This window comes from Propionimicrobium sp. BV2F7 (assembly GCF_000510445.1).
In the GTDB taxonomy this organism is placed as follows: domain Bacteria; phylum Actinomycetota; class Actinomycetes; order Propionibacteriales; family Propionibacteriaceae; genus Propionimicrobium; species Propionimicrobium lymphophilum.
Genome location: NZ_AZIS01000005.1, coordinates 418943 through 445730, shown reverse-complemented (window position 1 = coordinate 445730; position 26788 = coordinate 418943). Strand labels below are relative to the sequence as shown.

Below are 26788 nucleotides of genomic sequence, written 5' to 3'. Positions count from 1 at the left end.
GGAAAATACATGAGCGATACAACCACCGAAACCTCGAAGCCGAAGAAGAAACTTCCCGCATTCCTGCGAAAAGGTAAAGTTGGCGGATACCTGGCGGTCGTCGCGACCGGCCAGCTGGTCTACTCCTCTTTCGAGGCTTTTAAAGGCTCCCTGATTCTGCCAATGTGTAACGCGTTGGGCATCACCATGGCCCAATTCGGGCAGATGATGAGCGTCATCGGCCTGGCAATGTTCATGTATGTGCCCGGCGGCTGGGTTAACAACCGCTTCCCCATCAAGAACATCCTTACTATCTGGGCGGGCTGGCGCCTATTCACGACGCTCGTTTTGTACCTAATCCCCGGGATGCCATTCCAAATGATGCTGGCCATCGCCTTCACTTGGGCGGTCGGCGACGCAGTCGGCTGGCCGGCCGTTGTCAACGGCGTTAGCTACCTCTCCAAAGATTCCGACAGCGAGGGCCGTGGCCTAGCGATGGGGCTGCTGGAGACGATTCGCCGCGCTTTGGAGTTCGTCATGAACCTCCTCGTCGTTGGCGCACTGTTCGTTTTCCCCGAGCAGGCAAACATCGTTATGCGCGGTTTCGCGATCGCCTACGCACTTTTCCTCATCCCCATGATCCTGCTCATCCGCAAGTACGTTCCCAATAACGCAATTGCGAAGAGCGAGGGAAAGTCTGAGAACCAAGCAGCCTTGATCGGGCTCATCCAGGTTCTGAAAAAGCCACGCCTCTGGCTCGCAGGCCTGGCGGGCTTGTGCGTCTACTGGAGCTACGTAAACCTAATTTACTCGTCGGCACCGTACCTATCGCTCGTATTCAACGCATCTGACGGCGTCGCTGGCGCGTTCGGCATCTTCAACACCGGATTCATCGGCATCATCGCAGGTCTGCTGGCAGGTATGCTCGCCGACTACGTGTTCAAGTCATCAACCATGATGATGGCTGTCGGCCTGTCCGTGATTGCGATCGGCTCAGGTCTTCTTCTGTTGCTGCCAGCAAACACGACTCTGATGTGGCCAGCAATGGTTCTGCTCATGCTGATGGCTATGGGCGTGTTCCTCGGCAAAGCGGTCATTTTGGCCCCGGTCGCCGAGCTCAATCTGCCCGAGGAGATCAACGGTTCGGCAATGTCCGTCGGCTCATTCCTGGTTTACGCATCCATCATCTGGGGCAACCTGATGACCTCCGGCATAGTTGACGCCCACAAGGACAATCCGCAAACTGGTTACGCGATCATCTTCACAATCACCCTTGTCGTGGCGATCTCCGGCGCCGTTTGCGCGTTCTTCCTGGCAACTATCAACCACCGAATCGACAAGAAAGCCAAGCAGTCTTAATTAAACAAAAAGTCGCGGGCCCCGGAGGTGGCCCGCGACTTTTTTATAGGCGCTAAATCTCTAGTTAGCCCAATCTACCTGCGGAATGAGTCCAGAAAACTCCTCCAGCAACTTTGCAGACGCTTCAAGAGCGCTTGTCTGGCCGCTAATAACCTTGGCCTCCAGCTCCTTCACAAGTGGAAGGATCTTCGCGTCGCGGTGCATGATGTCCAGAACCGCAGTTTCTGCCTGCGCCCACATCCAGCTGACTTGCTGATGCCCACGATAGGCTTCGAGCCCGACGGTCTTTTCCAACCATTCGCGATGCTCGATGACGGCCTTCCAGACCTCATCCAGACCAACATCGTTAAGCGCTGAACAAGTCAGCACTGGAGGAATTCGGTCGCTGCTGTTGCCAGTAACCAGCTTCATGGCTATTGCCAACTCGCGGGCAGCTACCCTGGCCTCTCGCTCGTTCGGGCCGTCTGCCTTGTTGACGGCAATCACGTCGGCCATCTCCAGGATGCCCTTCTTGATGCCCTGCAACTGATCTCCGGCTCCCGTCAGAGAAAGCATGAGGAACGTGTCGACCATGCCCGAAACAGCAACCTCGGACTGTCCAACACCAACTGTTTCGACGATAACAACGTCGTAACCCGCTGCCTCGACAATGAGCATTGCTTCACGGGTAGCCCTGGCTACACCGCCAAGGTGGGTGCCCGATGGCGAAGGACGGACAAACGATTCATCGAGAGACGTCAGTCTTGCCATTCGGGTGCGGTCGCCCAGCACAGAACCACCAGTTTTGCTACTGGATGGGTCCACAGCGAGCACGGCCACTTTCTTGCCGTACTCCTTAATAAGCTTGGTGCCAAGTGAATCCGTAAAAGTAGATTTACCCGCGCCCGGCACGCCGGTCAGCCCCAACCGGATCGCATTGCCCGTGAGGGGTGCGATCTCGGTCAGGAGCTGCCTGGCTAGTGCACGGTGTGCAGGTTTTTTCGACTCAACAAGAGTGATGGATTGCGCCATGGCGGAGCGATTGCTTGCCTTGATCCCTTCGACTAGGGCCGGTACATCAATCTTCCTTGCCATTAGCTTCTCCTTACATCTTGCTAGTTATTATTCCTGCTCGGCTGCAATCATCTTGTCGAGCAGTTTGATCGCCGAATCGACGATGTTGGTGCCCGGACCAAAGATATCGATCGCGCCATCCTTGCGCAGTTCGTCGTAGTCCTGCTCAGGAATAACGCCACCGACGACGATCGCGATGTCGTCACGGCCTTGCTTGTCCAGTTCCTGACGAAGAGCCGGAACCAGAGTCAGGTGGCCAGCGGCCAGCGAGGAAACGCCGACGACGTGGACGTCGCCTTCGATAGCTTCCCTAGCTGCCTCTTCCGGAGTCTGGAACAGAGGACCAACCTCAACGTCAAAACCGAGGTCTGCGAAGCCGGTTGCGACAACCTTCTGGCCACGGTCGTGACCGTCCTGGCCCATCTTCGCGATCATGATACGCGGACGACGTCCTGCGATCTCCTCAAACTCCTCGACCTTCTTCTTGGCCTCATCCATGCGTGGGGACATTCCGGATTCCTTAGAGTAAACGCCACTAATCGTGCGGATCTGAGCGGTGTAACGGCCGAATTCCTTCTCCAGTGCGTCGGAGATCTCGCCCAGCGATGCCTTGGCGCGTGCAGCGTCAACGGCGAGCTTGAGCAGGTTGCGATCGGGGTCGGAAGAGTCAGGGTTGGCAGCAGCCCAAGTGAGCTTCTCCAAAGCTGCCTGGCAGTCTTCCTCGTTACGCTCAGCGCGCAGCTTCTCGAGCTTGGCGATCTGCTCGGCGCGAACGGTTGCGTTGTCAACAACCAGAACATCCAGCGGATCGGAAGAATCGAGAGTGTACTTGTTAACACCGATAACCGGCTGACGGCCGGAGTCGATGCGAGCCTGGGTACGAGCAGCGGCTTCCTCGATGCGCATCTTCGGGATGCCAGCCTCGATAGCCTTAGTCATACCGCCGGCCTGCTCGACCTCCTGAATCAGGTTCCAAGCGTTCTTGGCGATCTCCTCGGTCAGCTTTTCGACGTAAGCCGAGCCAGCCCACAGGTCGACCGTGCGGGTGTTGCCGCTCTCCTGCTGAATGAACAGCTGGGTGTTACGGGCAATACGCGCGGAGAAGTCAGTCGGTAGCGCGATGGCCTCGTCGAGCGCGTTGGTGTGCAGCGACTGGGTCTGACCCTGAGTTGCAGCCATAGCTTCGACACAGGTGCGAGCGACGTTGTTGTAGACGTCCTGAGCGGTCAGCGACCAACCGGAGGTCTGCGAGTGAGTACGCAGGCTCATGGACTTCTTGTTCTGCGGGTTGAACTGGCGAACCAGGCGAGCCCACAGCATACGAGCCGCACGCATCTTGGCGACCTCGGTGAAGAAGTTCATACCCATAGCCCAGAAGAAGCTCAGACGCGGGGCAAACTGGTCGACCTTCAGGCCAACCGACTCACCAGCGCGAATGTACTCAACGCCATCAGCCAAGGTGTATGCCATCTCGATGTCTGATGTAGCGCCGGCTTCCTGCATGTGGTAGCCGGAAATCGAGATCGAGTTGAACTTCGGCATGTTTGCCGAGGTGTAAGCAAAAATCTCGGCGATGATACGCATCGACGGGGTCGGCGGGTAGATGTAAGTGTTACGAACCATGAACTCCTTCAGAATGTCATTCTGAATGGTTCCGGCCAGCTGCTCAGGCTTAACACCCTGCTCCTCAGCCGCGACGATGTAGAACGCCAGAATCGGCAGAACCGCACCGTTCATGGTCATCGAGACCGACATCTGATCTAGCGGAATTCCGTCGAAGAGCTGACGCATATCCAAGATCGAGTCGACGGCCACACCGGCCATACCGACGTCGCCGGTAACACGAGCATTGTCCGAGTCGTAACCGCGGTGGGTAGCGAGGTCGAATGCAATCGACAGACCCTTCTGGCCAGCGGCCAGGTTGCGGCGGTAGAAAGCGTTGGACTCGGCAGCGGTGGAGAAACCAGCATACTGACGAATAGTCCAAGGCCTAGAGGTGTACATCGTGGCGTACGGGCCGCGGAGGTAAGGCGGGAAGCCTGGCTTGGTGTCCAGGAAGTCCAGCTTCTCCAGATCCTCGTTGCCGTAGATGTGCTCAATCTCGATCTGCTCGGGAGTGGTCCACTTCTCGGCTTCGGGGCCGAGCTTGTGCATGAAAATGTTCTTACCGTCGGCAGCCTCCTGAGGGTTACCGAGGTCTACCTGATCAAAACGTGGCAAGGTGCTCACTTGCGAACCTCCAAAGTCTGCAGAATGTCGTTTAGCCCAGCTACGACGTCTACGCCCAAGGCGATGGTGCCATCGATGACACCGGAGGCGTCAACGTCACCGAGCTCCTTGATGTTTCCAGCCAACAGGACGGTCTTCGCGCCGGCGTCCTTGAGAGCCTTGGCAACTTCCAAGCCCTTCTCGGAGTAGACCTTGCGCGAGGAGCATAGGCAGGCGACAGGTGTGCCGGATTCCTTGAATGCTGCAACGATTTCTTCGGTCGAGCCACCTTCCTGAAGGATCGTGGCCAGGCCAGCGATGTGGAAGTAGTTCGATGCGAAGCCTTCGCGGGCACCGAAGTCGCGACGAGTTCCCAGACCAGCCAAGAATACCTTAGCGTTGTCATGACCCTTCGTCGCGTCGCGCATTTCCTCGAATACCTCGGAATCGCGCAGGAACGGAAGACCGCCACGCTCGAGCTCGAGACGCTCGCGGAAGCCCTCAACCGGGGCCTCGGTCGGGTTCGGGAACTCGGAAACACCGGTGATCGGCTGCTTACGAGTGGCAAGGGCCTTTGCACGAGCCTCGTTAACCTCGGCGAGGTCTTTTTCGACGGAACCGTCTGCCAAGTAGGCAGCCATGCCGCCAGCGGCCTCAACGGTCTGCAGCTCAGCCCAAGCCTTGTCGGCGATTTCCTTGGTCAGCGATTCCATCGCCCAAGCGCCACCAGCGGGGTCGTTTACGCGGCCAATGTTGGACTCTTCGGCCAGAACGATCTGCGTGTTGCGAGCGACACGACGGCTGAACCTGTTGGGCAGGCCCCAAGCGGTGTCGAACGGAAGAACGGTGACGGCCTCTGCGCCAGCAACAGCGGCGGAGAAGCAAGAAATGGTGCCACGCAGCATGTTCACGTAAGCATCGTCGCGAGTGATCTGGCGGCGAGACTGCACAGCGTGCTGACGTGCACCGCGCAGGCGCTCGTCGACCCCGAACTCTTCACCAATTCGTGCCCAAGCGACGCGCAGAGCGCGCAGCCTTGCGATGGTCAACATCTGGTTGGTGGTGGCGGTGACACGGAACTCGATGGCGTTGAAGGCCTCATCGGCGCTAAGGCCGGCCTCGATCAGAGCGCGAACGTACTCTGCACCGGTGGCGAGGAGCCAGCCGAGTTCGTGGACGTCGCCCGCACCGGCGTTGTGCCATATAGTGCCGTCGATGGTGATAGCGCGGGAAAGCTGGGTGTCAGCAACGTACTCGCTATCGGAGTTCAGCTTGGCGAACTTCTGAACCTTCTTGGCGTAATCGGCGAGCTTGCTCAGATCCGCCTTTTCGCCGGTGGTCGCAGCCTGACCGATGGGGTCGAGACCCAGCGAGATGATCGCCTTGTCGTCGCCACGCTTCTCGGCAACAGCCAAAAGCGCATCGGCGGCAGCGATCTGATCGGTGTAGCTGGACACAGCAGCGGGAGCCAGCGTCAGATCGACACCCTCTAGTGCCTTCTCAACGTCTTCCGGCTTAACCGCATCCGGATCCACACGCAGCCACACGCTCATTGCGCCACGCTGCAGATCCTCCAGAATCTCAGTGTTGGTGAACTTAGCCTCAGGATCTTCGTGCAAAACACGAACATCCCAAGCATCCATCTCACCGTTACGAACAGTAGTGCCGCGAACGAAAGTCGCGGAGCCAGTGTAGCCAAGGTCGACAGCGTCGTCCTTGGTGTAAATCGGCTCGACGGTGATGCCGTCGACCGTGGTCTTGCGCAGCCTCTCGTAAGCTTGGTCGCTAGACAGCTGCTTGTTTTCAGGACGCCCTCTGTTGAGAACCTTTGCAACCTCGTCCTTCCACTGCTGCATTGTAGGCGAATCAAAGTCGCCAGCAAGAGTCAGATCTTCGGGTGCAACGTCTGGGGTGGTCGTCATCTGTGTGATTCCTCCCATATGTAATTACTAAGTACCTCGCTGCTCTTAACGAGGCAATAGTAAAACCATACCAACGACCTATGATTCCAAGTAGTTAATCCCACCTAAAGCCGACCATATTAGGCATTATCTGCAAAAGCGTGCACCGATTTAGCCAAAATATTCGCAAAGATAGTCCGCATTCTGTTCTGGCTGGCAAGCTTGAAGTCATGATAGGCAGAACCGAGAGCAAACAGCTCACCAACAACGTATTCGGGGTTGCCTTGATTTTTGAGGGCAACGGTATGCGAAATAGCGCCACTGCCCCAGTCGTCGTAGAGCTATAGCGCAACAGAATCCACTTCGATTGGGTTGCGGGAATTTCGGCCGGCTCGACCCACCTGGCGAACTACCTTTCGCGCGACCAGGTCAGGGCCACCAGATCGTTCATTCATCTAGCGGCAGACCCGGGCTATTGGAAACTTCCGAACTTGGGGTCAGGGCAAAGAGCAGATTCGTCGCGAAATGCCCGCTATCCGCGATTTTCTTGGAATATGAGCCGAAGAGATTTTCCTACGGCTCCATAAAGATGGTTTTATCTGACCATGGCATAACCTTGTTACGTGCAACCCATCGACCCGCAAATTGTTTTTAACGCCGTAGACGTGACCGCTGTGGTCGCCAACGGCTTGATCGGAGCGGTCCTGGCCCGTTCGCTTAAATTCGACATCGTCGGGTTCGCAGTCCTAGCCATCGCAACGGGGTTGGGCGGAGGTCTAATTCGAGACGTCATGCTAGCCGGCCTCGGCGTAGTCCCGGCAGCCCTAGAGAACCCCCTCTATTTACCCTGCGCGATTGGCGCTTCAGTTCTCGGCTACATCGTCAACATGAGCGGGAAGAAGTTCAGCAAATTGCTCGGATTCTTAGACATTCTGGGGCTCGGCTGCTGGGCGGCTACAGGAACAATCAAAGCGATCAACTACGGATTAGGCCCGGTTTCATGCGTCATGCTAGGCGTCATTACCTGCGTCGGAGGAGGAGTTATCCGCGACGTTCTGGCCGGACGCACACCGGTGATTTTCGGAGGTAACGAGCTATACGCAACTGTCGCCCTAGCCGGAGCTCTCATTGCTTACTTCATCATGCAGCTTGGTTACCCGAACCTGGCCATGGCGCTAGCAATCGTGTGTTGTGTACTCTTCGGTTGGATAGCCTCCAAAAAGGGCTGGTCGCTGCCTAGAGGAGGGATAGATCTGAAGGCTGGAAAGTTATCTAATGCGTTCAGGAAGAGGGGCATCAGGAAGGCCCGCTTATCAGAGGCACCGACCGGCAGCATCGAGGCCATTGGGCCGGAAGGAAACTAGCTGGTTACTTCGTCCAGCTCGCGCTCTTGGCAATTAACGCAGACTCCCCGATAGAAAACATCGGCGATTTTGATCTGCATTCCGTGATCTTCTGCGGGAGTCAGACATGGCGTGTAGCCGACAGCGCAAGAGACGTCATAAATCTTTGCGCAGCTAGAGCAAACCGCGTGGTGATGATTGTCACCGTTGTCTAATTCATAGCGAGCGGGCTGGTGGGGCAGCTCAATACTTCTGACGAGCCCAGCATGGCACAAATCAGTCAAAACGTTGTAGGCAGATTGCAGGCTAACTGATTTGCCGTACGACTTGACGATGTCGACCAGCTCTTCGACGCTAACGTGGGATCGTTGAGCTAGCGCTTCTAACACAATCAGGCGCGGGTTGGTGGCACGCAAGCCTGCCCCTCGGATTCGCGTGGCCCAGTCGTTAACCTCGCTCATTGCAATAAACCTACCACTCTTTTGAGTAATTCAAAGTTTAGGTATCCCGGATCGATAAGATACCACGTCTTTACCTCTTTTGAGTAAAATCTTTGACCGGCCAGTTTCCTGACCGGTCAAAGATTTTTGGCACTACCTAACTAGCTAACTAGCGATTTCGAATAACGCGAAACGTAGCAAAGCCAACCAGCGCGGCTAGCGCGAGCATTCCTGCACCCCGTGCGACGGTCTTAGGCAAACCCGGCTTAGAGCTTTCGCTCTTCTTGACTACGGCAACCTCGATTGCTGAAGTAGTTGCAGTAGCCGAAGGGGTCTCTGACGGAGTCGGTTCGATGACTTCGCTCGGAACCGATGTCGACGGAGTCGGTACTGCATAAGGAACTACCGGACGTGGCTTGTCAAGCCAGGAAACAGTTGCCCTGTCGCAGGCCTCCAACGGCTAGCCTTCAGCGAAGAACTATTCTCGCCGGATACTCGATACCCCGAGTCGAATTCACCGCTGGGGCCAGCGAGAATTCGTTGTTGATTTCTGCACGAGCCGGGTTAATCCCGACCAGTAAAGTGAAAAGCGTGCTCAAAAGCACAAGTAGGCTAATTTTCTTAGCAAGATTAGGCATAGTTTTCCTAACATTCACCCTGTTGAGGATTGCCAGAGGGGGTTCTGACCCGTCGAGTTTACGAGACGGAAAATCACTATTTTTCTGACAGTTGTAGCTGAAAAACCGCAGTCTAGGGATCGCTATGGGCGATCTTCGTTTGGGAACAGGACTCGCCCGAAAAACCTACAAAACTTTTGCAGATATTTTTTCAAGATAGTTAATCTCCTTGCTACAAAGCCGGTTGCGCTAGCGTCTGCGGAGCGAAACCCAGGCTCCTCCAGCAGCAAGGACGGCTAGCGCCAACGCAGCGAACCCCTGCTCCCCAGTCTTCGGCAATCCAGGCGCTTTGGCTTCAGTTACCGGAGCGCTCGGAGTGGCTAAGGGTTCGGGCGTTTGACTCGGCTCGGGTTCCGCCGGAGCAGGCGGCAACGCTTCCCAAGTGATCTTCCCCTCAGCCTCTGCGCTCACCTTGTGGCTTCCGCTGACGATGATGGTCTGGGTCGGGTTTTGGGCATCGGTATCCACCAGGAGATGACCGAGGTATGCGTCGCTAATGGCAGAGACTTTGAATTGTTGGCTGGCTGCGGGGGCATCGTCTGGAATGTCCACGTACAAGTCGACATTTGTCGGAGCATTTTTGGCATCGACGCTTCGGCCCTGCGCATCGACCAGTGGCATGTCAAGACCCTCGATAGCGACGGCCTGCGTGTTGGCAGAAACCTTGATTGGGCCAAGGCGTTGTCCCGCGGTTCCCACGTCAGGGGTAGTAACTTGGACGATCGGCCCTAGATTTGCCCCGACGTTCGCGTCGCCAGTCAGGTAGTTGTAGGCGGCCACAACGTTGGCCTTTTCACCCCCTGAGGCCCCGCTGACGTCTGCCAACTGAAGGCCATCGGTAAAATGCCATATTGCCGCCTGGCTAGCCGTAATGGCCTCCTTGACCGACAAACCATCGACCCCCGTCTTTTCCCTCATCAGCTCTAGGCCTATCTGCGGGTATGTGTTGGCCGCTATCCAAGCTGCTTTAAGACGCACTTGTTCATCTGCGCCAAAATTATTACTTCCTGGGAACTCGCCCCATTCGGACAGCTTCAGGGTGTGGCCGCGCCTAACCGCAACGGTGTTCTCGACGCAATAAGCCCGGATCGTCGTAGTGGAATCCGTGGCCGTAAAGATGCGGGTGCCATACTGCAAGTCGTTACTGCCCACCACCGCAAATCCGTAATCGGCGCCGTCTGGGTTTTGCAATCGGTAGAGGCCGTCATCCGCGAATGCCGGCCTAACGTTTAGCAACAAGACTGCTAGGGAGAAGAGAAGAAACAGCCAAGTTGTTTTTCGTGTTCGCGAGTGCATGATTTTCCTATCCATCGACTTCAATAAAAGTCCTTTCGGACACGAGAAAATCTATGGACGAAAACGCTTCGACCGGCAAGTTATCCACAGGCGAATAAGTTACTTAGTCACCGATTCTTTCAATATGTCCGCTCCATCCTGTCGGCTCGCCGAACTCGTACGGAATAACGAGGTGAAAAGACGAGACCTCCGGATCGAAAACGAGCGGGACGAAATATTTGTCGCCTTCGAACATCGGCAGGTTTGGAATCTCGCTGATCTTCTTCCATTCGAGCGGCCCCTCTTCGCTGGCTGCGTCGGGCTGCCCCTCGTATTCGTCGACGATGAAGATCATGCCGAAGACGTCGCCACCGTCGCTATGGAAGCCGGGCCAACTAACAGTGCCGCGAAGCTGCATAGATGTGGCTTTGATACCCGCCTCTTCGCGAAGCTCCCTGGCTAGACCACTCCAGACGTCCTCGCCAGACTCAACCTTGCCTCCCAGGCCATTCCATTTGCCCAGCTGCTCATCAGATTCGCGAGCGATTCTGTGCACCATGAGAACGCTTTGACGATCACGAGAAAGCACGAAACCTAAGGTCGTTAGATCAGGCTGATAAACCATACTCTTCTCGAATCAGGCAATGATCTTCTCAACGGGCATTCCGGAATCCGAGCTGATTGTCAACTCGCTGGGCGCGCGTCCAGCTTCAACAACGGCAGCGCCGAGAACGGCAATCATCGCACCATTGTCGGTGCATAGACCCGGGCGAGGCCTGCGCAGCTCGATACCGGCAGCCTCCGCGCGTTCAGAAAGCAACCCGCGTAGCCTAGAGTTGGCCGCTACCCCACCGCCTAGAACCATCGTGTCGACGCCGTAGTGCTGGCACGCGTCGATGGCCTTCGCCGTGAGCACGTCCGCGACTGCCTCCTGAAAACTGGCGGCAACATCGTTGACGGGTACTTCTTCACCGTCGTACATGCGCTGCTCGACCCAGCGTGCAACTGCGGTCTTCAGACCGGAGAACGAGTAGTCAAAGCGGTGTTTTTCGAGGTCGTGCTTCGCGGTGAGACCGCGCGGGAACCGGATAGCCTTCGGATCGCCCAGCTGCGCAGCCTTGTCGATGACTGGGCCACCGGGGTATCCCATGCCGAGCAGACGGGCAACCTTGTCGTAGGCCTCTCCTGCGGCATCGTCAATTGTGGTGCCGACCTCGGTGATGTCACTCGTGATGTCCTTCACCAGCAACAGCTGAGAGTGTCCGCCGGAGACCAGCAGCGCGAGGGTCGGGTCCGGCAGCGGACCGTGCTCGATCATGTCGACGCCCACGTGTCCCACCAGGTGATTAAGGCCGTATAGAGGTTTATTCGCGACGGTGGCAAGGGCCTTAGCCGCGGCCATGCCGACCACTAGGGAACCCATCAGGCCTGGGCCTGCGGTTACGGCGACGGCATCCAATTCGCTGATATCGACGTCGGCCTTCTTTAGCGCGCGCTCGAGCGTGGGACGAATCGCCTCGAGGTGCGCCCTCGAAGCAACCTCCGGGACAACCCCACCGAAGCGGGCGTGCAGATCTACCGAGCTGGCCACCTCGTTGGCGAGCAGCTCACGACCCCGGACGATTCCGACGCCGGTCTCGTCGCAGCTCGACTCGATGCCGATTACTAGAGGCTCACTCATATTTTCCTCGTTTTCTCTTTCACCTGATTGCCCTGGCCATGACTAGCGCGTCACGTCCTGGACCGTAGTAGCTTTTTCGCCTGCTCACTAGCTCGAAACCCAACTTCTTGTAGAGAGTCGCGGCAGGCACGTTGTCTTGGGCGACTTCCAAAAACATCTGTTCCGCGGATGTCCCGCAAGCCCATTTGAGACCTTCCCGAACCAGTTGCGCCGCCAACCCGTTGCGTCGGTGATTCGGTGACACGGCGATCGTTCTAAGCTCTATGACGTCTATCGCGTTGCCGAAGCTTGCGACGGCTACCGGGTTAGGTGCCTCGACGACGAAGACGTTCGTCGCTTCGGAGGCGAGCTCGCTGCGCCAAGCCTCTCGAGACCAGCGTTCTCGGGCCGTAAAGCACTCCTCTAACCTTACGATCGCGTCGAGATCGCTCTCCTTGGCCGCGCGTAACTTGTGGTCGCTCACTTTATTTCTGGCAGTGTGATTCGTCGATGTCCGAGAGTCGACTTGCGCGTCGCTGGCAGCTTAGCATCCGGCTTGCGCAGATAAATCGGGCTCAACCCGACATCGGGCAGGAGCTCTAGCCGCGCGGCCAACAGACCCGCGTCGAGTTGCAGATCTTTACCGCCGGTGAAGATCGTCGGATAGACGCTCACGCCAGGCCCATACGCCGGCACCTGCTCGACCTCTTCGGGGATGCTTACCTGAGGCTCGCCGTCGCGCTTGCCTTGGCGGTCGTAACTTGCCCAATAAATTTCTTTGCGCCTGGCGTCGGTGACAACAACGAACCGATCCTGGGTGCCTTCCACGCCTATCGAGATCGCGTCCAACGTGCAGACGCCTCGAACCGGAATCTTCAGCATGCTCGCGATGGTCGTTCCAGTAACGATGCCGACGCGTAGTCCGGTGAAGGGGCCCGGGCCCACGCCGACGGCTACCTGGCTCAGGTCTTTGAACTCGATTCCGGCCTGCTCAAGAGTCTGATTTACCAGCTGCTGAGTAAGCTCAACGTGCTTTCGGGTGCTCTCTTCACGAGCCGAAGCGACCGCCTCACCATTCTTCGCGAGGCCGACGTTAATTCCTGTTGCCGTATCAATGGCCAGCGTCCAGCCATTAGTCATTTCGTTTCTCCTTCGCTGATTTGCAGCTCGGCGGCTAGATCGACGTCTTGCCACCTAGGGCCGACGCCGTCGAGATATACGATCCTGGTCTGATCGGCGGGGTTAGATGCACGCAGAATCTCCAGGTTTAACCTGTTCTCGCGCAGCCCCTCGGCCAGCCCGTCTCCCCATTCGACTAGCGTGACGGCATTCTCCATCTGAAGTTCCAGGTCTAGGTCTTCAAGCTCTGCTGCGGAGCCGAGACGATACGCATCGACGTGAATGAGTGCCGGGCCATTTTCGTTTTCGTGGATTCGGCTTAGGACGAAGGTCGGCGAAATAACCGAGCCACTGACTCCCATGCCAGCGCCGAGACCCTGGGTAAAGGTCGTTTTCCCCGCACCTAGTTCGCCGCTGGCAATGATCATGTCGCCGGGCACCAAGATCTTCGCTAACTTAGCCCCCAATTTTTTCATGGCGCCAGCGTCTGGGACGATGACCCGCAGGGGCAACTTTCGGGTCAACTCGGAAGAGCCGGTAGACACGAAACCATTGTCCAAGTACCACCCGCGAGCTGTCTTAGAGGTTGGGCAGTTGACGTGCAGCTCTGTGGCGCCCTGATCCGCTGCAAGCTCTGCAACAGCCCTGATCATCTCGGCGCCGATGCCCTCATCTTGAACCTGCGGAATGACGCGAACGTCGTGAAGCAATGATTTAGTTACGTCAAGGAATAGCGCACCGACCGGCTCACCGTCTGTCAAGGCCAACACGCCAATTTCGGTTTCGAGCAGCTTGCGAATCTCGTCGACGCTCAACGAGGAGGGCTCCGACAAGTCTGGATGCCCTATAACGCCCGCGATCCGCTGGGCGTCCTCAGGGCGCGCCGCTAATATCTCTATTTCTTGACTCACGAATGCAAATTGTACGCGTGCGGCGGGCCAATAGCACACGCCAGTCGCATTCGCTTGCTCAACGTGTGATTAGGCTGCGCAACTCGTTGATTTTTAGTGTCCTGGCTCCCCCGCGCGCAACGGTCATGACGCCCGATCTGCCGTTGACGGACCAGTTCACCTGCCAAGTCGAGATCGCGGACACCTGATAGTCGCCTTTTCGAGTATAGGTATATCCGCACGTGGGAGATGGCCTAGGCGGATTCTGGACTCCGCTCGGGCGAGTGGTCATTGCAGAACAAGAGAAGGCCGAACCGTCGCCCATCTGCCAGTAGGTATTTGCGAGGCTGGCGCTAAGTTCGATCCGGATGGCGTCCTCCACCACTGTTTGCGAGACGGCCCGTTTAGCGCCCAGATCCAGCCAGATCGGGAAGTTAACCGGAATAGCGTTCCACTCGTTGACGGAGGGCTCAGGACCGAAAACAATCTGCGCCTCGGGGATTTGCATCCTGGCGACCGCCCTTGCCGCCAGGCCCTCGTAGTCGACAGCTTCCGAGTCTCTGGGGGCCGGGTGATAACTGACGTAAGATCTGCCGCCAGCCAACCCGACCTCTTCCGGGCGTTCCCAGAGATGCGAGTTCGCCTGGATCTCGGCCATAGTTAAAGGCTTAGACGCCGCAGGGCCAGTTGCCACCGGGGCCTCGGCTGCGACGCCAGAAGACGACGCCTCCACGGTGACGACGCCGGATTGCTCGTTGTAGATGCTTCTAACATCACTGTCTCCAGCAAACCCGTTAATAACTTCGCCAGCCAGAATTACACAGACTAAAGCCAGAAATACTAAAGATTTAGTTACCAGTCGCATTGGCCCTCTTTGCTGGTTTTCACGCGGAAAGCCTTCAATTTTCCATCGAATTTCTTAAAGAAATAATTCGATTGAGTCATAAAGCCATATCCCTCAACACCGTTTATCCGATGTTTCGTTCGAGTACCATCTACGCATTGTTGAATCGCGATTTCTGAACCATCCAAGCTGACGCCTGGTAGTGGTCGATACCTAGTCATGCCTTCCGCTGTATCGAGATTCTCTATATTCTCTGCATTGGCTTTTTCGTAGAGGCCCTTACTTGCCTGTAAAAAGTTTCCAGCTGAATACTTCGCATACTCTTCTTCCGGGAAAGGATCATATTTATTTTTGAGGTAGTACCTCTGATCGATCTCGTCGATAGCTTTTGCTACGGCCACGGCTTCTTCGTATAGCGGGTCGGTGGTTTCGGAGGCAGCCGCGGGCGTCGGCGTTTTCGGCTGGTTTTCGGGCGCTGTTGCGCCGCAGCCGGTCAGCAAAATTAGCAGGGCGAGTGTGGGTAGTGCAGCTTTCATTTTTCATTTTCCGGGGTGGGTGGGATATGGAAATGTTAGCCGACCAAACCGATCCCCTAGGGGGAAATTAATACCCAATACTTTGTTTTGAGCCTGGCATTTTGTTCCCATTTCACCGAGTTGGAAAATCAGCAGCCACAGCGCCCATGCAGATATTTCCCCAAGCTTTCCACCATCCGATTCGAAAAATCGCGAAACCTGTAATTTTCCGATGCCAAAAACAATTGCGCACCCTCGGGTTAGCCCATCCGTTAAGCCGCCTAGCTGGCAAGAAAAAGCAAAGGCGACAGCACTTTATCTGCAAAAAAAATTGGCGAGCAGATATGATCTGCTCGCCAATTTAGTCGGCTATTAGCCTTAGGAATCTTCTCTTCTCCGTCTTGCGAACAATGCGATTCCCACCGGCAGCGCGAGGGCTGTCAGCAGAGTAAACGCCGCGCTAGAGCCGGTTTTGGGCAGGTTCCGGCTAGGCGGAGTAGAAGGTGGCGGTGGTGTAGTAGACGGCGTCGGCGGAGTAGAAGGTGGCGGAGTGTTTGGCACGCGCGTGTTTGTGATGTCATAGCCAGAGACAACCGAGGTATACCCATCTACCGCGTCTTCCTTAACCGTATAAACAATGCTTCGGCCCTCGTCATATTTGGGCAGATCAGCGAACTTCCACGTCCAATCAGACTCGGCTGTGACAGACTGCGAATCGATTTCGACCCCGTCGGCAAACAAGCGAATGGTGATCGAGCTCGGACGCGATTGTTCATCGCCTGCATCGTCCCAGGTCTTCGAGCCCGAAACTTCGACAAGTTGTGGCTGTAAGGTATTCGTCAGCACGAAACCGGCGGCCGCATCGCCACTTAGCTTGGTCACGTACCCTTCTGCGACGTTGGCCTCCTTAACCGAGTAAGCAATTTCTTTGCCGCCTGCGACGGTCGGAAGGTCACTGAAGGTGGTCGTCCACGAGTTATCTTCGCTAAGCACCCGGGTTTCCACGACGTACTGCGCGCCCTCGACGGTTGCGATCAGATCGACCTCAACTGTTGCGGGCCGCAGACCGGAGAAATTGTCTTCATCGTCCCAGGCCTTGGTCACTTTCACTTCGGTCGTCTCGCCAGAGGTTCCGAATTCTACGCTGCCGTTAGATCCGATACCTCCGCCACGCGTAGCGGAGTAGTTACCGGAAATGATGACCAGCCCCAGTTTCTGGGTTAGCTCATTTCCGACCTCGTCGGTGTGCAACGACAAATTGTCGCCATCGTTTTCGAGCTTTCCTTCGTAGAGGTTAGTCGGCAGAAAAGAGCCATCGGCTTGCTTCCACAGGTTTGCAACTCCCCCGAGCATCCGTTGCGAAAGCTTATATTCCGGCACGCCCGAGTGGAGCCCATATTTTTGGCTCGACAAAACATAGATTTCCTCGGCTGCCCGGCTGCCGTCGCTACGCGAATTGCCGTACAAGGCAACTCCGTCGTTGACGTATATCTTGGTTGTCGAAATGGGGCAGGCGGCATAGCCTGAGCCCTCAAAATCGGACGTGTTATTGGTGACCACGGCGTTCTTGAGGTACAACTCGCCGTTAGCTCCATTGGCTCCATACAACTCGTTTGCCCCATTGACGTAAATGCCGCCACCACCGAAGGCCTTATTGGTTTTGCCTGTACCCAACATCTTGTTGCCTGTAATTTTACCGGCAGTAATGAAAGCTTTAGACGCTCCGCCGCTAAAATATTTCGCCTGGATGAAAATCCCGCCGCCGGTAGCCTCGGAGGTGTTGTTTCTAACCGCGCCGCCTGCCATATTCAATATGTTGGTAGGGCCCCACTCCCGAGAGCCGACGCTTATGCCACCACCGACCTCTTCGGAGCGGTTGTTCTCGACGATGGCTGAATTAGACATGTTTAGGGTTGAACCCTTGTCCACGCAGATGCCGCCGCCGGAGGTCCTGTAACTATCGGCGTCAAAAACCCGCTCAGCGAGGTTGTTACGCACGACACCGCCGGAGAAGTTCATCGTAGACTGAACCAAATAAATGCCCCCGCCGTCATTGGCTCGGTTGTCTTCGATCACGCCACCGGCCATATTTATGTTGGCACTTTGGGCATAGATAGCACCGCCGCGACGAGAATCTCCTTCGACAGTTTGAATTTTATTGTTTCGCAATACAACACCTTCGCCTATATCAAGGGTGCTTCCCTGCGGAACATTGATGAGGGCCTGCTTGATGGCGGAATTGGCTTGCGAGTTGCCGTCTACGATGACGTTGGTAAGAGCAGCTGACGTACTCACTGTCAGCAAGTAGTCGTTAAACCCTTCGCCCCTAACAAGGGTGGCTCCTGTTCCGGAAAGATCGATGTTTCCGCTGACCGGCACGGTTCCGACAACTACTATCTGACCGACTTTCGGGTTAGCCTGAGAAAGTTCCTTGGCTTTTTGGAAAGTTTTCACGGCCCGATTGGTTGTGCTTCCATCGTTCGAATCGTCTCCTGCAACTCCATCTAAAAAGATTTTAGCCGGCTCTTCGCCGCCGCCAGGCGCCCCAGCAACATGCGATTGTGAAGATCCTGAATCAGGCTCGGCCGAAGCCAATGGGCTGACCTGCCCCATCAATAGAGTGCTCATCAAAGCCGCCACGGTTAGTAAAAACCAGAATCGGCTCTTCTTCATTTTCCCTTTGTACGCATCTCTGCGCATTTGAAATAGCATCTGTTTCCCCCCGGGTGTAAAGCTATTGCCAACTGATTAAAAACGCGATCGCCACAGGCAAAGACGCGCCTGACAATGAGCCATTGACTGTAGCAAACCAATTTACCGCGTGAGGGGCTCTGAGGAAACTTAATTACTTAGTTGTCAAGACCGTGAACATTTTTAGTTCCCGACAACGTAATTAGAGTGCGAGCAATCGAGTCATTTCGTCGCCTCTACCATCTGCCGCAGCTCTTGTTTTAGATCCGCGATTTCGTCGCGCAGCCTGGCTGCTAGCTCAAACTGCAATTCTCCCGCAGCGGTGGTCATCTGGGTGGACAGCTCGACGATGAGGTCGGCCAACTCAGATTGCGGGATGTCCTTAGGGTCGATCTTCTTGCGGTTTTCAACGTCAAGAGCGCTGTGCAGACCACGCGGAGCTTTTTTGCCAAGCAGCGCATCGGTGTCGGCCTCTTCCCTGGCGAGCAGCTCCGTAATATCCGAGATCTTCTTTCGCAGCGGCTTCGGGTCGATGTTGTGCTCTTTATTGTAGGCGATCTGCTTTTCGCGACGACGGTTCGTCTCGTCGATGGCCGCCTCCATAGAGTCGGTTATCTTGTCGGCATACATGTGCACCTGGCCCGAAACGTTGCGTGCAGCACGACCGATCGTCTGAATCAGCGAGCGCTGAGAACGCAGGAAACCCTCCTTGTCCGCATCAAGAATAGAAACTAAAGACACCTCGGGAAGGTCTAGGCCCTCGCGGAGCAGGTTGATGCCGACTAGGACGTCGTATTGCCCCTCTCGCAGCTCGCGAAGCAGCGTGACCCTCTGCAGCGTGTCGATCTCGGAGTGCAGGTAACGGGCCCTGATGCCGTTTTCCACCAAATAATCGGTGAGGTCCTCGGCCATCCGTTTGGTCAGGGTCGTCACCAAAACGCGCTCGTCCTTTTGCGTGCGCTCGTTGATCTCGCCCATCAGATCGTCGATCTGGTTATGGGTTGGCTTCACAATGATCTCGGGGTCGACGAGGCCAGTTGGGCGAATAATCTGCTCCACAACCCCATCGCAGCGCTCCATCTCATACGGCCCAGGAGTCGCAGAAAGGTAGATGGTCTGACCGATGCGCTCGATGAATTCGTTGAACTTTAGCGGCCTGTTGTCCATTGCGCTGGGCAGGCGGAAGCCATGCTCCACCAGAGTGCGCTTTCGGCTCATATCGCCCTCGTACATGCCGCCGATCTGTGGAATGGTTACGTGCGATTCGTCAACCACGAGAACGAAATCCTCCGGGAAGTAGTCCAGAAGACAGTTCGGCGGAGACGCCGGCGGACGGCCGTCGATGTGCCTCGAGTAGTTCTCAATGCCCGAGCAGGTTCCGATCTGAGCCATCATCTCGAGATCGTAAGTGGTGCGCATCCGCAGGCGCTGGGCCTCCAAAAGTTTGTGCTGGGTTTCTAGTTCCTCGACGCGCTCGTTGAGTTCTTGCTCAATGTCGCGCATCGCGCGTTCCATGCGGTCTTTGCTCGCGGTGTAGTGGCTAGCCGGAAAAACATAGATCTCGTCGTCGGAGCTGATCAACTCGCCCGTCAGCGGATGCAGCGTGGAAAGCACATCGATTTCATCGCCGAAGAACTCGACGCGGACGGCGTTCTCCTCGTACATCGGGAAAATTTCCAGCGTGTCTCCCCTGACTCGGAATGTGCCGCGCACGGCTGCCACGTCGTTTCTGGTGTACTGCATTGTCACCAAATGCTTCAACAGATCCCTGCGATCCCAATCCTCACCGACCTTTAGGGTCAGCATCTGGTCGACATACTCTTGAGGAGTACCCAAACCATAGATGGCGCTAACCGTGGAAACCACGATGACGTCTCTCCTGGTCAGCAGCGAGTTGGTTGCGGAGTGCCTGAGCCGTTCGACTTCCTCGTTTAGCGAGGAATCTTTCTCGATGTAAGTATCCGTTTGCGGGATGTACGCCTCTGGCTGGTAGTAGTCGTAATAGCTAACAAAATACTCAACCGCGTTTTCCGGGAAGAAGTTTCGCAGTTCGTTGGCGAATTGCGCCGCCAAGGTCTTGTTCGGCTGCATGACGAGCATCGGCCGCTGGATCTTCTCAGCGAGCCACGCCACCGTTGCTGTTTTACCCGTGCCCGTCGCACCAAGCAGAACGACGTCCTTTTCACCCGCATTAATGCGCTCTGCTAGCTGTTTGATGGCCTCTGGCTGATCGCCGGCGGGCTCGAACTCCGAGTGCACCTTGAATGGGGCCACCCTGCGAGAAATTTTTTCCTTAGGACGCATGTATCCCAGACTACGCGGTAGGCCCAGGGCGCAAAGATAAAAAGCGGCCCGAAGCAAACGCTTCGGGCCGCATAAATATTTAGCTAGTCAAACTGCGGACGAACGTTCCTGGAACGCTTGAGCTCATAGAAGTTGTCGACACTCGCAACAGCAAGGCAGCCGTCCCAAAGCTTGAGGGCTTCGTCGCCACGGGGACTCTTGGAGATGACGGGGCCGAAGAAACCCACGCCGTTGAACGAAACGATCGGGACGCCGACCTCGTCGCCGACGATGTCCAGACCAGCCTTAGTGGATTCGCGAAGCGACTCGTCGAACTCGCCTGCTTCGGCTCGCTCGAACAACTCGGCATCGAGACCGCAGTCGGCGAGCGCCTCCTTCAAGATTCCTGCGTAATCTTCCTTGCCACGACCCTCATTGTGGTACTTAGTTCCGACTGCGGTGAAGAAGTCGGAGAGCTTTTCCGGGGCTTCCGCGGCTACTGCGCCAGTGACCCTGGAGCCGATGAAGTTGTAATCAGTCAGCTTGCGGTAGTCGGGATCCAGCTCGCGGCCCTCGTTCAGAATGTAAAGCGAGAAGGGGTGCCAATTAACCTCGAAGCTTCGGAGGCTGGCCACCTCGCGCATCCATATGGAGGTTACCCAAGTCCACGGGCAAGACGGATCAAACCAAAAGTCAACTTTTTCCATGTACTCAATGCTAGCCAATCAAAAAATCGGCCAAAGGGCTTCCTCTAAATCAACCGACCAGTCTGCGCCAAAGCTCCTCAACCTGGATCCTCGTATGCTCGAACGAACCGGAATTGTCGATGACGAAGTCTGCCACCGCCAACCGTTCCTGCCGGCTCGCCTGCGAACGAATCCGCGATTCAGCCTGCGGCCGAGTGAAGCCATTTCGAGCCATCAGACGTTTTATTTGCACCTCTTCCGGCACATCGACGACGACCAGGCAATCGAAGTCGTCCTGCTGATTGGTCTCGACCAAGAGCGGAATTACCTGCACCGCTACCCCGTCGTCGGGCACTTTGGCTTCCATCAGCCGGGCTGCTTTTCGGACTCTGGGGTGAATAATCGCATTGAGGTCTCGCCTGGCGTTCTCGTCGAGAAAAACCACCGACCCCAGCCATTGCCTATCTAAACCACCATCGGGCCCTATCGCCCTGTTGCCGAATCTTTTCACAACCTCGGCAAAACCATCCGTACCTGGCTCTACTACCTCGCGGGCCAAAACATCGGAGTCAATGATCGTTGCGCCAAGATCTCTCAACTGGTTAGCCACGGAGGTCTTGCCGGACGCGATTCCACCCGTCAGGCCAACTTTCAACATGTGCGCACCATACCGCAAAGACTCACTGATTTCCGACAAAAAATTGCCCCCTCACTTGAGGGGGCAATTTTCTTACTGCTTACTTGTTGCTCGAAAGCTTCTCGCGCAGAGCCTGCAGCGCCTCGTCGGAAGCGAGCGCGCCCTTAGGCGAGCTGTCCTCGGTGCTCGGCTTGGAAGCAGAGGAGTAACCGGCGGCGGGAGCGGCCTCGACCAGCTCTTCCTCGGTGTGCTCGGCTTCAGCGGCCTGCTTCTTGAGAGCCATCCAGCGTGCCTGGGCCTCGGCGTACTGGGCTTCCCAAGCAGCCTGCTGCTCTTCATAGCCCGGCTTCCACTCGTTGGTCTCCGGATCGAAGCCCTCGGGGTAGATGTAGTTACCCTGCTCGTCGTAGCTGGCGGTCATTCCGTACAGCGACGGATCGAAGTCGTCGGCCTGAACGTCAACGCCCTGGTTGGCCTGCTTGAGGCTCAAGGAGATGCGACGACGCTCGAGGTCGATGTCGATGACCTTGACCATGACGGAATCGCCGACGGAAACAACCTGCTCGGGGATCTCGACGTGGCGCTCGGCCAACTCGGAAACGTGAACGAGGCCCTCGATGCCCTCGTCGACGCGAACGAAAGCGCCGAACGGGACGAGCTTGGTGACCTTGCCCGGAACGATCTCGCCAATGGCGTTCGTGCGAGCAAAGACCTGCCACGGATCTTCCTGGGTTGCCTTAAGCGACAGCGAAACGCGCTCGCGATCGAAGTCCACGTCGAGAACCTCGACGGTGACCTCCTGGCCAACCTCGACAACCTCACTCGGGTGGTCGATGTGCTTCCAGGACAGCTCGGAAACGTGAACCAGGCCGTCTACGCCGCCAAGGTCGACGAAAGCGCCGAAGTTGACGATGGAGGAAACGGTGCCCTTGCGGATCTGGCCCTTGGCAAGATCCTGCAGGAACTGCTGACGAACTGCCGACTGGGTTTCTTCCAGCCAGGCGCGACGCGACAGTACAACGTTGTTGCGGTTCTTGTCGAGCTCGATAATCTTGGCCTCGATCTCGCGGCCAACGTAGGGCTGAAGATCGCGGACGCGGCGCATCTCGACCAGCGATGCCGGAAGGAAGCCACGAAGGCCGATGTCGACGATGAGGCCGCCCTTGACGACCTCAATGACGTTGCCAGTGACAACGCCGTCTTCTTCTTTGACGTTCTCGATAGTGCCCCAGGCACGCTCGTACTGTGCGCGCTTCTTGGACAGAATCAAGCGACCTTCTTTGTCTTCCTTCTGCTGGACGAGAGCTTCAATCTCGTCTCCAACCTGGACGACGTCGAAGGGGTCGACATCATGTTTAATGGAAAGTTCTTTGGAGGGGATGACACCTTCGGTCTTGTAACCGATGTCAAGCAGCACCTCATCACGATCAACTTTTACGACAGTGCCTTTAACAAGATCTCCGTCGTTGAAGTATTTGATGGTGGAATCGACTGCAGCCTCGAAGGCCTCAGGAGTTCCAATGTCGTCGATAGCGACCTGTGAGGCCTCAGTGGAGGACGTCATGTGTAGTAGGGCTCCGATTTGGTTGAATAGTTCGTTTTGCTGCGAATCAAGCTAAGCTCCGGACTTCGTTTTACGCTTAATGCATTACTTGAAATCTGGCGTTGCCGCTACGTCTGGGCACGCGAAAACACAGCAAACTCAAGCTTAACTGCCAACCTCTGTGGGGTCAATCGAGTGTGCATTTGCCTTTCCCCAGCTCTTACCCGTTTCCAATTCATTTAGATATTCAAGGTCATTTGTTACCCTTACAGAGCGCCTGAAATTAACCATTGCTAGGGGAAAAATGAGTGGAAAAATAGGCAAAGCAGCGGCACTCCTGGTCATTTTTTTGTTGATTGTCGCCGGGGCCATTTACGCCTTAAACAATCGCAAGGTCGACACACCCACGCCGGCAAACGTGCAGACGCCTACCCAACCCGCGATCCCTGAAGGTTGCCCTACGACCCCCGATGTTGTCGATAACCCAACCCAATTTTTGGTTTTGGGAACCGATAGACCTCTAAAAATGCTTTCCCTGGGATTAGACATAGACGAGGCAGCACAGGCACCGCCCATGAACGAGGGCTACACCGTAGCCTGGTACAAAGAGGGACCTAAGGTGGGCTCTCTCGAAGGCATGGCGACTCTAACCGCCCACACCTACCGCTTCGGCGGAGCGCTCGGCAACGATTTGATTAACGGTGCCTGGACCGAAAACGAGACCGTGATCAAGATCAGCAACGACGAAGGCAAATCCGCCTGCTACCGATACTCCGGCTCCAAGCACCTGTGGGTTGCCGACTACAACCCGAAGGTAAACGGCGATCTGATTTACGACGATGAGGGAGCTCCCAGGTTCTCCCTCACTGTCTGCTCTGATTACCCCGAAGATAACCCAAACACCACTTTGGGGAGAATGATTTTCTATGCAGACCTAATCAAAGAATGATTACTCATAAAAAATAGCGCTGCTTTCCAGCGCTATTTTTTTGCTCTAATGAGCCGCGGAATGCCACGTCTTTCCATAACCGACGGAAACATCTAGCGGCACCTTCAGCTCGGCAGCGTTGGCCATCTCGTGGACGACCAGTTCCTCGACTCGCTCACGTTCACCCTCTGCCACCTCGAGCACGAGTTCATCGTGCACCTGAAGCAGCATCCGCGATTTGAACTCGCCTGCCTTCAGTTTCTCGTCGACCCGCAGCATGGCTATCTTGATGATGTCGGCCGCCGAGCCTTGAATCGGAGCGTTCAGCGCAGCCCTCTCTGCCATCTGTCTGCGTCGCCAGTTCGACGAGTTCAAGTCTGGCAGATACCTGCGCCTGCCCAGCAGCGTCTGGGTGTATCCGGTCTTCCTGGCCTGCTCGACAAGACCCTCGAGGTAGTCGCGAACCTGACCAAATGTGGCGAAGTAGTCCTCCATCAACTCGTTCGCCTGAGCGACGGAGACGCCGATCCTGCTCGACAAGCCGTATGCGCTCAGCCCGTAGGCCAGACCATAGTTCATCTGTTTGACGTGCGCGCGCATCTGCGGAGTGATCTCGCTGGCGTCAACCCCGTAAACCTTCGCAGCAGTATCGGTGTGGAAATCGACGCCGCTGCGGAAGGCGTTGATCAGGTGCTCATCGCCCGAGGCATCGGCCATTACGCGCATTTCGATCTGCGAGTAATCGGCACTCATCAAGCCATCGAAGCCGTCGCCGACGACGAAAACATCGCGAACCCTGGCCCCCGCTGTGGTGCGCGTCGGAATGTTCTGCAGGTTCGGGTCCGTAGAGCTGAGCCTGCCGGTTGCAGTCACGGTCTGCTGGAAAGTCGTGTGGATCCTGCCATCTGATGCAACTGCGGCAAGCAGACCATCGACCGTCTGACGCAGTTTGATGGAGTCGCGATATGCCAGGAGGTGCTCCAAAAACGGGGGCCGGGTGGAGGCGTAAAGCGTATTCAATGCCTCGGCGTCCGTGGTGTAGCCAGACTTGATCTTCTTCGTCTTTGGCAGCTCCAGCTCTTCGAAAAGAACCTTCTGCAGTTGTTTCGGAGAACCGAGATTCAGCTCGTGACCAATCGACTCAAAAGCCTTGCTCTGAGCCTCAACCACGCTGGCGTCGTAGTCGTCGCGCAGCTTTTCTAGACCGTCAGTGTCGACGGCTATGCCGGTGAATTCCATCTTCGCGAGGACTTTCTGCAGCGGCATTTCGACGTCGTTGAGCAGCGAGACCTGACCAACCTTGTCGAGTTCACTGGTCAGCGCCTTGCGGAGCCCAATCACCGCAGCCGCTCGATTCATGGCCGCCTCTGCGGCTTCTTCCCCACCAAAATCTAGAGTCGCCTGACCGGCATCTTCATCGGTTTTAAGCTCTCGGCCCAGGTAACGGATAGAGAGATCCGCGAGCTGATAGCTGCGCTGATCCGGATGCAGCAGATAGGCTGCAAGTTCCGTATCGCAGGCCAACCCCTCGATCTGCCATCCCCTGTCCCAGCAGGCCAGGCGTGCCGTTTTTGCGGAATGGATGACCTTCTTCTCCTGAGGATCCGCTAGCCAATTGGCGAAAGCATTTTCCTCCGCGGAATCCGACTCAGCAACATCGAACCAGGCGGCTTTGCCGTCAGGGGTTGCGAGCGCGATTGAATTTATATCGCCCTCAACGATCTCCAGATCCATGCCGAGCAGATCGCCGTTTTCTTCGAGCCAATCGGCCAATTCACCGGGTTGCAGAACGGAACCGTCGATCTCCACCTGCTCTGCGACCTCTTCACCCTCCTGCGGGAACGTGGTAAAGAGCCGTTCGCGTAGGGTGCGGAACTCGAGAACATCGAAAATCTCGTGCACCTGCTCGCGGTCGTACTCCCGCATGTTTAAATCATTCAGACCAGCTGAGAGCTCCAAATCCCTGACGAGCCTGTTCAGCTTCCTGTTGCGCTTTACGTCGTCGAGGTGGGCACGCAGGGAGTCGCCAACCTTGCCCTTGATCTGATCGGGGTTGGCCAATATGTTCTCCAGGCCGTCGTAATTAAAAATCCACTTGGCAGCTGTCTTCGGGCCGACGCCCGGAACACCGGGCAGATTGTCGCTGGTCTCACCGACGAGGGCTGTCAACTCGGGATAGCGCTGCGGTGACACACCGTACTTAGCCTCGACGGCCTCCGGGGTCATCAGATCCATCTGCGAAACACCGCGCTTCGGATACAAAACGGTGGTGTTTTCGTTGATCAGCTGGAACGAATCGCGGTCGCCGCTGACGATCAGGGTCTGCCAGCCAGCGTCGTTCGCCTGCTTGCTGAGGGTTGCTATGACATCGTCTGCTTCGTAGTCTTCCTTTTCGACATAGACGATGTTCAACGCCGTCAAGACCTCGCGAATCATGTCCACCTGGCCTTTAAACTCGGGCGGAGTGTCCGGACGGGTCCCCTTGTAGTCGGAATACTCCTTCGTCCTGAAGGTGACGTGAGACAGATCGAAAGCTACGGCGATGTGCGTCGGCTGCTCGTCGCGCAGCAGGTTGATGAGCATCGAGGTGAAGCCGTAAACAGCATTCGTGTACTGCCCGGTATTCGTAGAGAAATTCTCCGGTGGCAAGGCGTAAAAAGCCCTGAAAGCCATCGAATGTCCGTCGATCAGAATGAGCTTAGGTCTGTTTTCGGCCATGGCCCGACTCTATCGCACAGAGTAAAAACCAGCTCGTGC

23 protein-coding genes are annotated in these 26788 nt (G+C 56.3%); 3 read left to right on the top strand and 20 right to left on the bottom strand.

The features are described 5' to 3' along the window. The first annotated feature begins 9 nt into the window (after nt 1-9). Entirely contained in the window at nt 10-1338 is a 1329-nt protein-coding gene (locus HMPREF1255_RS08445; RefSeq protein WP_024111496.1) for an MFS transporter, read from the top strand. Nucleotides 1339-1398: 60 nt separating this feature from the next. Here HMPREF1255_RS08445 and meaB read toward each other — a convergent pair whose 3' ends face one another. From meaB to mutA, 3 genes are read right to left on the bottom strand one after another with little or no spacing between them, the layout of a single operon-like run. Then, nucleotides 1399-2412: a methylmalonyl Co-A mutase-associated GTPase MeaB gene (gene meaB / locus HMPREF1255_RS08440; RefSeq protein ID WP_024111587.1), complete on the bottom strand. Its 1014-nt coding sequence runs from the start codon at nt 2410-2412 to the stop codon at nt 1399-1401. Nucleotides 2413-2439: 27 nt separating this feature from the next. After that, a complete protein-coding gene (gene scpA, locus HMPREF1255_RS08435; protein ID WP_016456566.1) occupies nt 2440-4620 on the bottom strand; it encodes a methylmalonyl-CoA mutase in 2181 nt (726 codons plus the stop codon). Then, entirely contained in the window at nt 4617-6539 is a 1923-nt protein-coding gene (mutA, locus tag HMPREF1255_RS08430) for a methylmalonyl-CoA mutase small subunit (RefSeq protein ID WP_036917544.1), read from the bottom strand. The genes scpA and mutA overlap by 4 nt, the downstream gene beginning before the upstream one ends. Before the next feature lie 584 nt (nt 6540-7123). On the opposite strand from mutA, the gene HMPREF1255_RS08420 reads away from it, so the two are divergent. Further along, a complete protein-coding gene (locus HMPREF1255_RS08420) occupies nt 7124-7864 on the top strand; it encodes a trimeric intracellular cation channel family protein (RefSeq protein WP_024111529.1) in 741 nt (246 codons plus the stop codon). Here the strand turns inward: HMPREF1255_RS08420 and HMPREF1255_RS08415 are convergent. The 16 genes from HMPREF1255_RS08415 to rpsA form a co-directional block, all read right to left on the bottom strand. Then, nucleotides 7861-8304, bottom strand: coding sequence for a Fur family transcriptional regulator (locus HMPREF1255_RS08415; protein ID WP_024111426.1), 444 nt, complete (start codon nt 8302-8304; stop codon nt 7861-7863). The genes HMPREF1255_RS08420 and HMPREF1255_RS08415 overlap by 4 nt on opposite strands. Nucleotides 8305-8452: 148 nt before the next feature. After that, nucleotides 8453-8740: a hypothetical protein gene (locus HMPREF1255_RS08410; RefSeq protein ID WP_024111364.1), complete on the bottom strand. Its 288-nt coding sequence runs from the start codon at nt 8738-8740 to the stop codon at nt 8453-8455. Nucleotides 8741-8750: 10 nt separating this feature from the next. After that, nucleotides 8751-8921, bottom strand: coding sequence for a hypothetical protein (locus HMPREF1255_RS09855; RefSeq protein WP_024111311.1), 171 nt, complete (start codon nt 8919-8921; stop codon nt 8751-8753). Nucleotides 8922-9149: 228 nt separating this feature from the next. Beyond that, a complete protein-coding gene (locus HMPREF1255_RS08405) occupies nt 9150-10196 on the bottom strand; it encodes a thioester domain-containing protein (protein WP_197016992.1) in 1047 nt (348 codons plus the stop codon). Nucleotides 10197-10359: 163 nt separating this feature from the next. Next, nucleotides 10360-10860, bottom strand: coding sequence for an 8-oxo-dGTP diphosphatase (locus HMPREF1255_RS08400; RefSeq protein ID WP_024111497.1), 501 nt, complete (start codon nt 10858-10860; stop codon nt 10360-10362). A gap of 12 nt (nt 10861-10872) precedes the next feature. After that, a complete protein-coding gene (gene tsaD, locus HMPREF1255_RS08395; RefSeq protein WP_024111590.1) occupies nt 10873-11916 on the bottom strand; it encodes a tRNA (adenosine(37)-N6)-threonylcarbamoyltransferase complex transferase subunit TsaD in 1044 nt (347 codons plus the stop codon). A gap of 19 nt (nt 11917-11935) precedes the next feature. Beyond that, a complete protein-coding gene (locus HMPREF1255_RS08390; RefSeq protein ID WP_024111537.1) occupies nt 11936-12379 on the bottom strand; it encodes a GNAT family N-acetyltransferase in 444 nt (147 codons plus the stop codon). After that, the gene (gene tsaB / locus HMPREF1255_RS08385) at nt 12376-13035 is read right to left on the bottom strand and encodes a tRNA (adenosine(37)-N6)-threonylcarbamoyltransferase complex dimerization subunit type 1 TsaB (RefSeq protein ID WP_024111309.1); all 660 of its coding nucleotides are present in this window, start codon (nt 13033-13035) and stop codon (nt 12376-12378) included. The genes HMPREF1255_RS08390 and tsaB overlap by 4 nt, the downstream gene beginning before the upstream one ends. Continuing rightward, nucleotides 13032-13925 carry a tRNA (adenosine(37)-N6)-threonylcarbamoyltransferase complex ATPase subunit type 1 TsaE gene (tsaE, locus tag HMPREF1255_RS08380; RefSeq protein WP_036917536.1) on the bottom strand — a complete coding sequence of 298 codons (894 nt, stop codon included), beginning with the start codon at nt 13923-13925 and terminating at the stop codon, nt 13032-13034. The genes tsaB and tsaE overlap by 4 nt, the downstream gene beginning before the upstream one ends. A gap of 58 nt (nt 13926-13983) precedes the next feature. Continuing rightward, nucleotides 13984-14769, bottom strand: coding sequence for a hypothetical protein (locus HMPREF1255_RS08375; RefSeq protein ID WP_024111468.1), 786 nt, complete (start codon nt 14767-14769; stop codon nt 13984-13986). After that, nucleotides 14757-15284, bottom strand: coding sequence for a hypothetical protein (locus HMPREF1255_RS08370; RefSeq protein ID WP_024111430.1), 528 nt, complete (start codon nt 15282-15284; stop codon nt 14757-14759). Before HMPREF1255_RS08370 ends, HMPREF1255_RS08375 begins: the two co-directional genes overlap by 13 nt. Before the next feature lie 357 nt (nt 15285-15641). Then, a complete protein-coding gene (locus tag HMPREF1255_RS08365) occupies nt 15642-17891 on the bottom strand; it encodes a Cna B-type domain-containing protein (RefSeq protein ID WP_197016991.1) in 2250 nt (749 codons plus the stop codon). 285 nt (nt 17892-18176) lie between these two features. Then, nucleotides 18177-20258 carry an excinuclease ABC subunit UvrB gene (uvrB, locus tag HMPREF1255_RS08360; RefSeq protein WP_024111599.1) on the bottom strand — a complete coding sequence of 694 codons (2082 nt, stop codon included), beginning with the start codon at nt 20256-20258 and terminating at the stop codon, nt 18177-18179. An 83-nt stretch (nt 20259-20341) separates the two neighbouring features. Further along, nucleotides 20342-20944 (bottom strand): DsbA family protein, encoded by a 603-nt coding sequence (locus HMPREF1255_RS08355; protein ID WP_024111326.1) that lies wholly within the window; start codon nt 20942-20944, stop codon nt 20342-20344. 49 nt (nt 20945-20993) lie between these two features. Beyond that, nucleotides 20994-21581, bottom strand: coding sequence for a dephospho-CoA kinase (coaE, locus tag HMPREF1255_RS08350; protein ID WP_024111418.1), 588 nt, complete (start codon nt 21579-21581; stop codon nt 20994-20996). Nucleotides 21582-21660: 79 nt separating this feature from the next. Beyond that, complete coding sequence (rpsA, locus tag HMPREF1255_RS08345) at nt 21661-23124, bottom strand: 30S ribosomal protein S1 (protein ID WP_024111597.1); 1464 nt, start codon at nt 23122-23124, stop codon at nt 21661-21663. 283 nt (nt 23125-23407) lie between these two features. Here rpsA and HMPREF1255_RS08340 point away from each other — a divergent pair, with 283 nt between their 5' ends. Next, a complete protein-coding gene (locus HMPREF1255_RS08340; RefSeq protein WP_024111301.1) occupies nt 23408-24052 on the top strand; it encodes a class F sortase in 645 nt (214 codons plus the stop codon). A 45-nt stretch (nt 24053-24097) separates the two neighbouring features. On the opposite strand, the gene polA is transcribed toward HMPREF1255_RS08340, so the two are convergent. Next, complete coding sequence (gene polA / locus HMPREF1255_RS08335) at nt 24098-26749, bottom strand: DNA polymerase I (RefSeq protein ID WP_024111398.1); 2652 nt, start codon at nt 26747-26749, stop codon at nt 24098-24100. Nucleotides 26750-26788 lie beyond the last annotated feature (39 nt).